The 13122-nt window shown below is 52.2% G+C and carries 9 protein-coding genes; 5 read left to right on the top strand and 4 right to left on the bottom strand.

What is annotated here, in order from left to right; translation table 11 throughout:
• Nucleotides 1-35 precede the first annotated feature (35 nt).
• The 4 genes from DXB92_RS01475 (at nucleotide 36) to DXB92_RS01465 (ending at nucleotide 2811) form a co-directional block, all read left to right on the top strand.
• Nucleotides 36-635, top strand: a complete 600-nt coding sequence (locus DXB92_RS01475) for a hypothetical protein (protein ID WP_040648171.1) — start codon at nucleotides 36-38, stop codon at nucleotides 633-635.
• 402 nt (nucleotides 636-1037) lie between these two features.
• A complete protein-coding gene (locus tag DXB92_RS01470) occupies nucleotides 1038-1745 on the top strand; it encodes a PspA/IM30 family protein (RefSeq protein WP_021683257.1) in 708 nt (235 codons plus the stop codon).
• On the top strand, nucleotides 1742-1903 hold the full coding sequence (locus DXB92_RS13420) for a hypothetical protein (protein ID WP_021683258.1): 162 nt from the start codon (nucleotides 1742-1744) through the stop codon (nucleotides 1901-1903). The genes DXB92_RS01470 and DXB92_RS13420 overlap by 4 nt, the downstream gene beginning before the upstream one ends.
• A gap of 269 nt (nucleotides 1904-2172) precedes the next feature.
• A complete protein-coding gene (locus tag DXB92_RS01465) occupies nucleotides 2173-2811 on the top strand; it encodes a 3'-5' exonuclease (protein WP_051343856.1) in 639 nt (212 codons plus the stop codon).
• Between the two features lie 55 nt (nucleotides 2812-2866).
• On the opposite strand, the gene DXB92_RS01460 is transcribed toward DXB92_RS01465, so the two are convergent.
• Nucleotides 2867-3667, bottom strand: coding sequence for an SDR family oxidoreductase (locus tag DXB92_RS01460; RefSeq protein ID WP_117731982.1), 801 nt, complete (start codon nucleotides 3665-3667; stop codon nucleotides 2867-2869).
• A 322-nt stretch (nucleotides 3668-3989) separates the two neighbouring features.
• Here DXB92_RS01460 and DXB92_RS01455 point away from each other — a divergent pair, with 322 nt between their 5' ends.
• Nucleotides 3990-4448, top strand: a complete 459-nt coding sequence (locus tag DXB92_RS01455; RefSeq protein ID WP_117731980.1) for a GNAT family N-acetyltransferase — start codon at nucleotides 3990-3992, stop codon at nucleotides 4446-4448.
• A 287-nt stretch (nucleotides 4449-4735) separates the two neighbouring features.
• On the opposite strand, the gene DXB92_RS01450 is transcribed toward DXB92_RS01455, so the two are convergent.
• The 3 genes from DXB92_RS01450 to DXB92_RS01440 form a co-directional block, all read right to left on the bottom strand.
• A complete protein-coding gene (locus DXB92_RS01450; protein ID WP_117731978.1) occupies nucleotides 4736-5035 on the bottom strand; it encodes a hypothetical protein in 300 nt (99 codons plus the stop codon).
• 4 nt (nucleotides 5036-5039) lie between these two features.
• Nucleotides 5040-8618: a DNA-directed RNA polymerase subunit beta' gene (rpoC, locus tag DXB92_RS01445; protein WP_021680702.1), complete on the bottom strand. Its 3579-nt coding sequence runs from the start codon at nucleotides 8616-8618 to the stop codon at nucleotides 5040-5042.
• 291 nt (nucleotides 8619-8909) lie between these two features.
• Entirely contained in the window at nucleotides 8910-12836 is a 3927-nt protein-coding gene (locus tag DXB92_RS01440; protein WP_117731976.1) for a DNA-directed RNA polymerase subunit beta, read from the bottom strand.
• Nucleotides 12837-13122 lie beyond the last annotated feature (286 nt).

The raw sequence follows: 13122 nt of genomic DNA, 5'->3' as shown, positions 1-13122 counted from the left end.
TTCTCCGAAACGATTCCCAAGGGGAGGCAGAGCATATGGCACAACAATTGGAACAAAGACAGGGTGAGGAGCCGAAAGACGCTTCGGAACTCACGCCGGAATCGGAAGCAGGACAGGAAGACCTGGGGTATAGTGCACTTCCTTCTGATGCCTACGAGGAAGAAGAATGGGAAACCCAGAAGCAGAAAGTCTGGCCGCATCAGATCCATGTGTTCGGCATGCGGCAGAACCAGATCAACCGCCGGTATTCCGCGTGGATCCGGACGCTGGAGATCCAGAATCGGGCACTGGAAATTCGGGTGCAGCGTCTGGAGGAAGAACTGGCAGAACAGAAAAAAGAACTGGAGCGGCAAAAGGAAAAAGAGGTGGAGAGCCTCGGCAGAATGGTGCTGGATATTGAAAACATGAAACGGGAGTTCCGCAAGTTTTACCAGCTGGCAGAATCCCTGACCGGCATGCAGGACGATCTGAACCAGTTCCGCAAGGTGGCTTCTGATGTACGGCAGATGAAGACCGCTATGAGCCAGCTACAGGTTTCCGCGAAACTGAACGGCAACGCGGTTGCACGGATTTTGCAGCAGATGCAGGAGCAGGAGCCAGAGCCGGACAGCACGGAAGATTCCGCCGAATCCTGAGGCAATACCGCACAATCTTTGTGCGGTATTGTCCTGAAAAAAGTGACGGCAGCACGGTATAAAATGGTGCGTCGTACAGGGGTGTGCAGCAGATGCACACCCCTTTTTGCATTGTAAGCGTTTTGTAGGATTTTCAACAGAAATCCCGCAAACCTGCGAAAAGCATCGGGACAGTTTTCAGAAAAAACTGGGTAAAATGCCGGAACAACTGCCGGATTTGTAAATGATTTGTAAGATTTCTCTTGACAAGACGGAAAAAGTACGATATAATATAGGAAACGTGAAATATCAAAATGGCAATGGCAGCCCTCACAGAAAGCCGACAGGCGGGTCTGTCAAAACCTGCTATCATATCATAACGAGTCATAACGAGCGGAAGCTCAAAGAGCATGGAGGAACAATATGGGTATTTTTTCAAGAATTGGCGATGTCGTAAAGTCTAACATCAATGACCTGATCGATCGTGCAGAAGATCCGGAGAAAATGGTAAAGCAGATCATTCTGGATCTGCAAAAGGAAGTCAGCAACGCCACCACCGCACTGGGCAAGGCAAAGGCAAGCGAACGCATTGCCAAGCGGCAGTATGACGATGCGGTAAAGACTTCCGCAGACTGGGAAATGAAAGCAAAGGCTGCCCTAAATGCCGGCGAAGTTGATCTGGCAAAGAAGGCACTTTCCAATAAGGTAAAGGCAGACGAGTCTGTCAAGCAGTATCAGCAGATGTATGAGCAGATCGCTGCCCAGACGGCACAGCTACAGGAACAGGTGGAAACCCTGAAGTCCAAGCTGGACGAAGCCAAGAGCCGTCAGGCAATGCTGATCGCACGCTCTCAGATGGCAAAGACCCAGAAGAATCTGGCACAGTCGGTGGGCGGTCTGGATTCTTCCAGTGCCATGGATAAGTTCAACCGCATGGAAGAAAAGGTGACACGGCAGGAGGCAGAGGCAGAGGCATTTGCCGAGATCGCCGGTTCCAGCAGCACACAGGACGAAAAGACCTTTGCAGAATTGCAGCATGATATGGACGTAGATGCAGAACTGCAGCGGTTAATGGCAGAGATGGGGCAGACCGATGCCGCTTCTGCAACAGAAGGGAGTGCGGCAGAATGAAAGCACGGAAAGAAGAAAAGTCGTCCCTTTGCGGCGTACTGATGGTACTGGTTGCCATTGCAGTGGGCGTGGCAGGCATTGTCTACGCTCTCTCCACACACCGCCGCCATGTCAATCAGGAAAAGTGGAAAGATTACGACGAGTGCGGCTTAGTGTAAGGAAAACATTGGCAGTTTTTCAAGCATAAAAGCCGGTTTGTTCCAGAGTATTTTTCCATGGAAGTGTAAAACTAAAATTTTGTTTTGGTAAGTAAAATTACAAAAAATCATAAAAAAACAAACAAAAACTATGAAATCGGGTGCAGATGTTTTGTCTGCACCCGATTTTTTCAAAATAAACGCAAATTATGTCAAAATAGATTGTCAACTTTTCTGGGATATGCTATAATGACATTATCCAATTGGTGAAAAAAGGGGAAGTAATGCATATGCAGGGAAATAAGATCGTTCTGGATCTGGAGTTCACGCCGATTCGAGATCCGGACTTGCAGGCAGTTGCAAGAAGTGAGATTCTGGAGATCGGTGCGGTGAAGCTGAACGAGCAGAATGCGGTTCTGGAGGAGTTTCAGACTTATGTCAAGCCGCAGTACAGCAGAGTCTTGCCGCGGGTGACAGTGCTTACCGGAATCACGGAGGAAACGGTGGCAACGGCTCCGTCCTATGCAGAGGCAATGGCGAACTTTACAGACTGGATCGGTTCAGACTGTCGCAGCCGGTTTTATACATGGAGCAATTCCGATCAGAACGTAATTCTGAACGAGGCAGACCTCAAGGAACAGTCGCTGCACGATATGTTCTACACCCACTGGGTGGACTTGCAGCGACTGCATCAGAGAATGTATGGATTTACCCGCCAGATGAACCTGACCAATGCACTGGGCTCTATGCAGATCTATTTCGAGGGAACGGAACACGGGGCGTTGGCAGATGCCAGGAACACGGCGAAGATCCTGAAGCGGCTGAGTAACCTGCAGGATGTGCGGGAGCGAATCCAGCAATCCCACATCACCTATAACGACAGCCAGTCGCACGGGTTCACCATGGGACTGGTGTTCAAGAAAAAATAAAGGCAGGGACGTGTGCCCCTGCCGGAATGGATATGGTGTTGTGTGACGGTTTCCTTTACGGACGCAGTCCCAGACCGCCTTCCAGTGTAATGGTTTCGCCGGTCATGAACTTGAAATCCGGAGAAGCCAGCTGAACGCAGACCCGACCGATCTCCAGTTCTGCATCGCCCAGATGTCCTGCCGGTGGCATCTTGACATTCTTTTCGAATGCGTCCGGATAGGCATTCTTGAAGTTTTCCAGCTGTGCAGTCCATGCCAGCGGGCAAACGATGTTGACATTGATGTGATCTCTGCCCCATTCGGTAGCGGCAACACGTGTCAGACCACGAATGCCCTCTTTGGCTGCGGCGTAGGCACACTGTCCGAAGTTGCCGAACAAGCCGGCACCGGAGGCGAAGTTGATGACAGAACCCTGTGTCTTTTTCAGGTAAGGATAGCAGGCTTTCATGTAATGGAATGTGGCATACAGACCGGAGTAGACCGCCAGATCAAACTGCTCTGTGGTGTGGTCTGCCAGCGTGACACCGGAGGCAGATGCCTGTGCGTTGTTGATGAGCACGTGAATGTCCCCGAAGGTGTTCACTGCCTGCTGTACCACATTTTCCACAACGGCGGCATTGTCCGCACCGGCGTTCACGTCAGCCTGCACTGTCAGAACACGAATGCCGTACAGGCGTTCCAGTTCTTCCTTGGCAGCGTCCAGCTTCTGTGTGTTCCGTCCGGTGATGACCAGATTGGCACCTTCTTTGGCATAGGCGGTGGCAATGCCATAGCCGATAGAACCGCATCTGCCGTCGCTGAGCACAGCTCTGCCGGCACCGGTGATAATGGCGGTTTTGTTGGTCAAGAAACCCATAATAAAACTTCCTTTCTGAGGCAATACCGCACAAAGAGCGTCTGGCGACTTTGCACGCCATCTGCTTGCAAATTTCCCGTCATATTTCACAAAAATGCTCGTGAATACAGCAAGTATTCACTCCGCTTTTTGTTTCATCTGACGAAAAATTTGACGACGCATCTGTCACACAATCTTTGTGCGGCATTGCCCTGAGAATAAAAACGCGTTTGAAAACAGGCAGTCTATCCTGCTTGCTTATAGTATAGCATAATTGTGACGGAGATGCAAGGGAATTTTCCAAAAACAGATTTGGAATTCCCGTTCGGAGGAGGAGAACATCATGCAAATTCGAAAAGCAACAACACAGGATCTGGAATGTGTGCGGGAACTCACGCGGGAAACAATTTGTCAGATTTATCCCAAGTACTATCCCGCAGGAGCCGTGCAGTTCTTTCTGAATCATCACTGCGACGGGAAAATTTCGGCAGATATTCGGCAGGGGTGCGTGTATCTGGCTGAGGATCCGGCAGACGGCATTGTAGGGACAGTGACCGTAAAGGCAGACGAGATCAGCCGGCTGTTTGTGCTGCCGGAGCAGCAGCGAAAGGGCTACGGACAGGCACTTCTGGCATATGCCGAACAGCAGGTCTTTGCGGCATACCCGCAGGCGATGCTGGACGCATCACTGCCGGCAAAGGCAATGTATCTGAAACAGGGGTATCGCGCACAGGCATTTCATAGCCTGCCTGCGGAGGGATTGACGTTTTTATGCTATGATGTCATGGTAAAAGCCAGATAGTGGCGTACACCAAAAATTGCGTATTCGGGTAAAAATGAAAAAATGACAAGAACGACAACAAGGCAGGTCAATGGGGGTTGATCTGCCCTGTTGTTTTTGTATGCTCTCGCAAAAACCAAAACCGCACAAAGAGCGTCTGGCGACTTTGCACGCCATCTGCTTGCAAATTTCCCGTCATATTTCACAAAAATGCTCGTGAATACATCAAGTATTCACTCCGCTTTTTGTTTCATCTGACGAAAAATTTGACGACGCATCTGTCGCACAATCTTTGTGCGGTATTGCCTTTATTTTATTTTGTCTGCGGAATTGCCGTCAGATGCCGCCTGTTCCTTGGCAGCCTTCAGCTTTTTCAAACTGGGACGCATGACCAGAAATGCAGTCACGCCGCATGCCACTGTGAAAATGACCAGCGTTTGCACGATCTGTCTGGTATTTCCGCTGTCCTTTGCATCGTCTGTGGATTCTGCCGCAGTAGTCTGCGGGGCAGTGGTTTCTGCCGCCGCAGCCGGAACTGTCAGCAGGCTTCCTGCCAGAAGCAGTACGCCTAACAGGCTGCAAAGCACTTGTTTCCAACGCCGCTGCATACCGTTAGCTCAAAGAGGACGGAATGGTGGAAGGCGGCATGGAGGAACCGGTGTGTTCCAGATAAGCATCATTCTTGACCGGCTTTACGTTGTTGTACACATCGATACCAGTACCAGCCGGAATCAGCTTACCAATAATAACGTTTTCTTTCAGACCATACAGATAGTCGCTCTTGCCGCGAATTGCCGCATCGGTCAGAGCCTTTGTGGTTTCCTGGAAGGAAGCGGCAGACAGGAAGCTGTCGGAGCTGGAGGATGCCTTGGTGATACCCTGAAGCATCGGCTCTACAGTGACCAGAGCCACTTCGGTTTCGCCGTTGTTGATGCGTTCCTGCAATCCGTCGTTGACTTCCATGATCTTGCGGCGGTCTACCATGGTGCCCGGCAGCAGATAGCTGCTGCCCGGATCGTCTACCTTGACCTTGCGGAGCATCTGGCGGACGATAACTTCAATGTGCTTGTCGTTGATGTCTACACCCTGCAGACGGTAAACCTTCTGTACTTCGCTGATGATATAGTCCTGAACCGCCTGAACGCCCAGAATGTTCAGAATATCACCCGGGAAGACGTTGCCTTCGGTCATGCGGGTACCCTTCTTGATGAATTCGCCTTCGCGAACACGAATCTTGAAGTTATAGTGGATCGGATAGGATTCCGATGCGTGGGTTTCTTCGTTGGTGACGATAATGGTGCGGGAAGTCTTGACTTCTTCGATGTGTACCACACCATCGAGGCGGGACAGGATCGCAGCATTCTTCGGGTGACGGCTCTCGAACAGTTCTTCGACACGGGGAAGACCCTGTGTGATGTCTTCTGCGGAGGCGATACCACCGGTATGGAAGGTACGCATGGTCAGCTGTGTACCCGGTTCACCGATAGACTGTGCAGCGATAACGCCGACAGCTTCACCGATGGAAACCAGATTGCCGTGTGCGAGGTTTGCACCATAGCACTTTGCACACACACCCTGTTTTGCACGGCACATGAGGACAGAACGGATCTTGATACGCTCTACGCCGGAATCCACGATCTTCTGTGCATCGGCTTCGGTAATCATCTTGTTCTTGGAGATGATAAGCTCGCCGGTCTGCGGGTCACGCAGATCGTCTACCAGATAACGACCGGTCAGACGTTCTGCCAGCTTTTCGATCAGCTCGTTGCCGTTGCGGATCTCGTAGATCTCCAGACCGTCGGTTGCACCGCAGTCCTGTTCACGAATGATAACATCCTGAGAAACGTCTACCAGACGACGGGTCAGATAACCAGAGTCGGCGGTACGCAGTGCGGTATCTGCCAGACCCTTACGGGCACCACGGGAGGAGATGAAGTATTCCAGAATGTTCAGACCTTCACGATAGTTGGAACGGATCGGCATTTCGATGGTCGCACCGGAAGTGTTGGCGATCAGACCACGCATGCCTGCCAGCTGACGGATCTGGGAAATACTACCACGGGCACCGGAGTCCGCCATCATGAAGATGGGGTTATACCGGTCCAGACCGTTCTGCAGGGCAGTGGTAACGTCGTTGGTAGCCTTGTTCCAGATCTCGATGAACCGCTTGGACTTTTCTGCGGCGGAGATATAACCGTATTCGTATTCCGCTGTGATGTCATCGACCTGTGCATCTGCTGCGTTGACGATGTCCCACTTTTCCTTCGGGATAATCGCATCGCAGACAGCAACCGTGATCGCAGCCTTGGTGGAGTACTTGAAGCCGGTTGCCTTGATCTTATCCAGCACTTCCGAAGTGGTGGCAGTGCCGTGGATCTTGATGCAGCGGTCAATGATCTGACCCAGCTGTTTCTTGCCGACCAGGAATGTAACTTCCAGATCGAACTGCTTGTCAGAATTGGTACGGTCTACATAGCCCAGATTCTGGGGGATATTTTCGTTGAAGATCAGGCGGCCGACGGTGCAGTCGATGATCTTGGAAACCCGCTTTTCACCGATGTCCTTGGTGATGCGGACTTTGATTTTTGCATGAATGGAAACGTCGCCTTCCTGATAAGCCATGAGGGCTTCGTTGACATCGCGAAAGACCTTGCCCTCGCCCTTTTCGCCGTCCTTTTCCATGGTCAGGTAGTAGGAACCCAGTACCATATCCTGTGTCGGCACAGCAACCGGACGGCCGTCAGACGGCTTCAGCAGGTTGTTGGCAGCCAGCATCAGGAAGCGGGCTTCTGCCTGTGCTTCCGCAGACAGCGGCAGGTGCACAGCCATCTGGTCGCCGTCGAAGTCGGCGTTGAATGCAGAGCATACCAGCGGGTGCAGCTTCAGAGCACGACCCTCTACCAGAACCGGTTCGAACGCCTGAATACCCAGACGGTGCAGGGTAGGAGCACGGTTCAGCAGAACGGGGTGGTCATGAATGACATTTTCCAGAGCGTCCCATACTTCCGCAGAAGCACGGTCTACCATTTTTCTGGCACTCTTGATGTTGGCGATGACCTTGGTGTCTACCAGACGCTTCAGGACAAACGGCTTGAACAGTTCCAGAGCCATTTCCTTCGGCAGACCGCACTGATACATTTTCAGTTCCGGTCCGACAACGATAACAGAACGGCCGGAGTAGTCAACACGCTTACCCAGCAGGTTCTGACGGAAACGTCCCTGCTTACCTTTCAGCATGTCGGACAGGGATTTCAGAGCACGGTTGTTCGGACCGGTGACCGGTCTGCCGTGTCTGCCGTTGTCGATGAGGGCATCGACAGCTTCCTGCAGCATACGCTTTTCGTTGCGGACGATGATTTCCGGAGCGTCCAGTTCCAGCATACGCTTCAGACGGTTGTTACGGTTGATCACGCGGCGATACAGATCGTTCAGGTCTGATGTCGCATATCTGCCGCCGTCCAGCATGACCATCGGACGCAGATCCGGCGGAATGACCGGTACCACGTCCATGATCATCCATTCCGGACGGTTGCCGGACTGACGGAATGCTTCTACGATCTCCAGACGCTTCAGCAGCTTGACACGCTTCTGACCGGAAGCCAGCCCAGCCAGTTCAGTTTTCAGTTCGGCTGCCAGTTCGTCCAGATCGATCTGCTTGAGCAGCTTCTGAATGGCTTCTGCACCCATGCCGGCTTCGAATTCGTCGCCGTACTTTTCCCGATAGGAGTGGTATTCCTTATCGGTGAGCAGCTGCTTGGGCACCAGCTCGGTGTTGCCCGGATCGAGTACGATAAACTTGGTGAAGTACAGGACTTCTTCCAGACGCTTCTGGGAGATTTCCAGCATCTGACCGATACGGGACGGTGTGCCCTTAAAGTACCAGATGTGGGAAACCGGAGCAGCCAGTTCGATGTGCCCCATACGCTCACGGCGAACCTTGGCACGGGTAACCTCTACGCCGCAGCGGTCGCAGATCTTTCCCTTAAAACGGATCTTCTTGAACTTGCCACAGTGGCACTCCCAGTCCTTGGTCGGTCCGAAGATACGCTCACAGTACAGACCGTCGCGTTCCGGCTTCTGGGTACGGTAGTTGATCGTTTCCGGACGCTCAACTGCACCGTAAGACCATTCCCGGATACGATCCGGAGAAGCAAGACAAATCTTGATAGATTCAAAAGTGTTAAATTCCAAACCGTTACCTCCTATATATCAACGAGGAAACAGGAGAAGCGAACGGAACCTGCCGTCCGCTGCCTGTCTGTTGGTGTGTATATCAAAATCGCTCAAAGGCGAGTGTTCTTTAGGCAATACCGCACAAAGAGCGTCTGGCGACTTTGCACGCCATCTGCTTGCAAATTTCCCGTCATATTTCACAAAAATGCTCGTGAATACATCCAGTATTCACTCCGCTTTTTGTTTCATCTGACGAAAAATTTGACGACGCATCTGTCGCACAATCTTTGTGCGGTATTGCCTTGAAAATTACAGCAGATCATCGTCGTCTGTGTCGTCAAAGCTTTCGCCGATGCTGAAATCGTCGCCCAGCAGATCGTCATCGTTGCTGTAGGAACTTGTGTGACTGCTGCCGCCGATGCTGTCGCCCAGCAGATCATCATCTGTCGGATTGCCATCCTTGAAGGACATGCCGGCATCTTCCATATCTCTGTCTGCACCTTCATAGTCTGTAGAAGTTCCCATAAAGGACGGATCATCATCAGCTGCACTGACCGGCTGCGGAATGATCGCTTCTTCTTCCTCGAAGTTGGACTTGAGGTCGATCTCGTTCTGATCCTTGTCCAGAGCCTTTACGTCCAGACCGAGGGACTGCATTTCCTTGATGAGTACCTTGAAGGATTCCGGCAGACCCGGCTTCGGTACGTTCTGTCCCTTGACGATTGCCTCATAGGTGTTGACACGGCCTACGGTATCGTCGGACTTGACAGTCAGGATCTCCTGCAGGGTGTAAGCTGCACCGTATGCTTCCAGTGCCCAAACTTCCATTTCGCCGAAACGCTGACCGCCGAACTGAGCCTTACCGCCCAGAGGCTGCTGAGTAACCAGAGCGTACGGACCAACGGAACGTGCGTGGATCTTATCGTCAACCAGGTGGTGGAGTTTCAGGTAGTACATGTAGCCGACAGTAACGCGGTTGTCGAACTTTTCACCAGTTCTGCCGTCATACAGCGTGAACTTCCCGTCTTCGTTCATCTCCAGAGCCTTCGGGTTGATGACCTTCTGCATCGGTTTCAGATCAAACGGATCATCGCGGTGCGAAGCATTCTTTTCGTTGGCTTCGCGGAAGCATGCACGAATGTCATCTTCGTGTGCACCGTCGAATACCGGTGTCATGATGTGCCAGCCCAGAGCCTTGGCAGCCATACCCAGATGCACTTCCAGAACCTGTCCGATGTTCATACGGGAAGGTACGCCCAGCGGGTTCAGGACGATGTCCAGCGGTGTGCCGTCCGGCAGGAACGGCATATCTTCTTCCGGCAGAATACGGGAAACGACACCCTTGTTGCCGTGACGGCCTGCCATCTTGTCGCCGACAGAGATCTTACGCTTCTGTGCGATGTAGCAGCGAACCAGCTGGTTTACGCCCGGAGAGAGTTCGTCGCAGTTTTCGCGGGTGAAGATCTTGACATCCACGATAATACCAGCCTGACCGTGTGGCACCTTCAGGGAGTTGTCGCGGACTTCGCGTGCCTTTTCGCCGAAGATCGCACGCAGCAGGCGTTCTTCTGCGGTCAGTTCCGTTTCGCCCTTCGGGGTGACCTTACCAACCAGAATATCGCCGGCATGTACTTCCGCACCGATGCGGATAATACCGTTTTCGTCCAGATCCTTCAGGGCATCGTCGCCCACGTTCGGAATGTCGCGGGTGATTTCTTCCGGTCCCAGCTTGGTGTCACGGCACTCGATCTCCAGTTCTTCAATGTGCACGGAAGTAAAGACATCTTCTCTTACCAGACGTTCGTTCAGCAGAACGGCGTCCTCATAGTTGTAGCCTTCCCATGTCATGAAGCCGATCAGAGCATTCTTACCCAGCGAAATTTCGCCGTCTGCGGTTGCCGGACCGTCTGCCAGTACCTGTCCCTTGTGTACCCGTTCGCCGGCATCGACGATCGGACGCTGGTTGACACAGGTAGACTGGTTGGAACGCTTGTACTTCTGGAGTACATATTTATGTGTCTTGTGCTCGTCGTCCACCAGAACGATCTCGTCTGCGGAAACGGAGTCGATGACACCATCATATTCTGATACAACGCAAACGCCGGAGTCTACGGCAGCCTTGTATTCCATACCGGTGCCGACGAACGGACGCTCGGTTTTCAGAAGCGGCACAGCCTGCCGCTGCATGTTGGAACCCATCAGTGCACGGTTTGCATCGTCGTTTTCGAGGAACGGGATCATAGAAGTTGCCACAGAAACTACCATTTTCGGGGAAACGTCCATGAAGTCAACGCGTTCTGCTTCGATTTCCAGAATCTGATCGCGGAAACGGCCTGCAACCTTGGCATTTGCAAAGTGACCGTCTTCTGTCAGCGGTTCGTTTGCCTGTGCGACAATGTAGTTATCTTCCATGTCGGCAGTCATATAAACCACTTCGTCGGTGACGCAGCCGGTTTCCTTGTCCACCTTGCGGTACGGAGCCTCAATGAAGCCGTACTGGTTGATTCTTGCGAAAGTTGCCAGATAGGAGATCAGACCGATGTTCGGACCTTCCGGTGTTTCGATCGGGCACATTCTGCCGTAGTGGCTGTAGTGTACGTCACGAACTTCGAATCCGGCACGGTCACGGGACAGACCGCCCGGGCCCAGTGCGGACAGACGACGCTTATGGGTCAGTTCTGCCAGCGGGTTGTTCTGATCCATGAACTGGGACAGCGGAGAGGAACCGAAGAATTCCTTGATCGCAGAAGTCACCGGACGAATGTTGACCAGTGCCTGCGGGGTGAGCACATCGTTATCCTGTGCCTGTAAGTTCATGCGTTCCCGGATCACGCGTTCCATACGGGTGAAGCCGATGCGGAACTGGTTCTGGAGCAGTTCGCCTACCGAACGGATACGGCGGTTGCCCAGATGGTCGATGTCATCGATGTTGCCGATGCCGTCGCACAGGTTCAGGAAGTAGCTGATCGTTGCGTAGATGTCGTCCAGAATGATGTGCTTCGGCACCAGTTCATCTGCACGCTTGCGGATCGCGGTGCGGAGTTCGTCTTCGCTGGACGCACTGTCGAGGATCTCCCGCAGAACAGCGTAGCGAACCTTTTCGCTGATGCCCAGTGCTTCGCAGTCGAAATCCACATATTTTGCAATGTCTACCATGCCGTTGCCGATGACCTTGGCTTCCTTTTCAATGAAGCGGATCTCGTTTTCGCCGGACTCGGTGACAAAATATTCCTTGGTTTCTGCCTTGATATAGGCTTCCTTGATGCCGGCATCCTGAATCTGCATTGCCTGATCGAAAGTCAGGGTCACGCCTGCATCAAAGAGGATCTCGCCGGTTGCTTCGTCTGCCACCGGACGGGTCAGCTCGTGACCTGCCAGACGGCTGGCGATGCCCAGCTTCTTGTTGTACTTGTAACGGCCGAACCGGCACAGATCGTACCGCTTCGCGTCGAAGAACAGGTTGTTCAGATGTGTCAGGGAGCTTTCCACCGTAGGCGGTTCACCCGGACGCAGCTTCTTGTATACATCGATCAGAGCATCTTCCGTGTTCTTGGTAGAATCCTTCTGGATAATGGTCTGGGACAGACGCTCGTCGTTGTCGAACATCTCGGCAATTTCTTCGTCTGTGCCGGTGCCCAGAGCACGGATAAATGTGGTGATCGGGATCTTGCGGTTCTTGTCGATGCGGACATAGACCACATCGTTGGAATCCATTTCATATTCCAGCCATGCACCGCGGTTCGGAATGACGGTAGCCTTAAACAGGTCCTTACCGGTCTTATCCTTTTCCGAAGCGTAGTATACGCCCGGCGAACGCACCAGCTGGGAAACGATAACACGTTCTGCACCGTTGATGACAAAGGTGCCGCTTTCGGTCATCAGGGGGAAGTCGCCCATGAAGATCTCGCTCTCCTTGACTTCACCGGTTTCCTTGTTCCAGAGCGTTGCAGTCACACGCAGCGGTGCTGCATAGGTCACGTCGCGTTCCTTGCATTCTGCAATGGTATATTTCGGGGTGTCATCGATGCGGTAATCGGTAAAGTTCAGTACCAGATTGCCGTTGTAGTCTGTAATGGAAGAAACGTCGCGAAAAACTTCCCGCAGTCCCTTTTCACGGAACCACTTGTACGAGTTCTTCTGTACCTCGATCAGATTCGGCATTTCCAGAACTTCGTTGATCTTACCGAAGTTCATACGAACGTTTTTCCCGCACTGCTTTGGCGTAACATGCACCATTGGCGAAAAACCTCCTTAACTCTTTGTCAGACAAAAATTCGCCTGTTTCCTTTACAACCTTCCGCACACAGCGGAAAATCTTTTTCTGTGATTTGAAAAAAAGGACTTGACAGACGAGGTCGGAATGTGGTATACTATTCTGCTGAAATGTGCATTGACACATTACGATACATTTTATTATTATATAATGCAAGCGTTCTTTTGTCAAGGGCGTTTTTTTATTTTTGTAGGAATGCCGCTGAAGCATGGGCTGTTCCACTTCTTTTTCGTCAACTTGCACAAACCG

This window comes from Ruminococcus sp. OM06-36AC (genome assembly GCF_003438725.1).
Taxonomy (GTDB): Bacteria; Bacillota; Clostridia; order Oscillospirales; family Ruminococcaceae; genus Ruminococcus_C; species Ruminococcus_C callidus.
The sequence above is the reverse complement of the archived record's forward strand: the minus strand, read 5'-3'. Positions and strand labels throughout refer to the sequence as shown.

Coding starts and splice junctions, on each gene's coding strand:
- DXB92_RS01470 (WP_021683257.1), top strand. CDS start 1,038: ATGGGTATTTTTTCAAGAATTGGCGATGTCGTAAAGTCTAACATCAAT.
- DXB92_RS01465 (WP_051343856.1), top strand. CDS start 2,173: ATGCAGGGAAATAAGATCGTTCTGGATCTGGAGTTCACGCCGATTCGA.
- DXB92_RS13420 (WP_021683258.1), top strand. CDS start 1,742: ATGAAAGCACGGAAAGAAGAAAAGTCGTCCCTTTGCGGCGTACTGATG.
- DXB92_RS01475 (WP_040648171.1), top strand. CDS start 36: ATGGCACAACAATTGGAACAAAGACAGGGTGAGGAGCCGAAAGACGCT.
- DXB92_RS01455 (WP_117731980.1), top strand. CDS start 3,990: ATGCAAATTCGAAAAGCAACAACACAGGATCTGGAATGTGTGCGGGAA.
- DXB92_RS01440 (WP_117731976.1), bottom strand. CDS start 12,836: ATGGTGCATGTTACGCCAAAGCAGTGCGGGAAAAACGTTCGTATGAAC.
- DXB92_RS01450 (WP_117731978.1), bottom strand. CDS start 5,035: ATGCAGCGGCGTTGGAAACAAGTGCTTTGCAGCCTGTTAGGCGTACTG.
- DXB92_RS01460 (WP_117731982.1), bottom strand. CDS start 3,667: ATGGGTTTCTTGACCAACAAAACCGCCATTATCACCGGTGCCGGCAGA.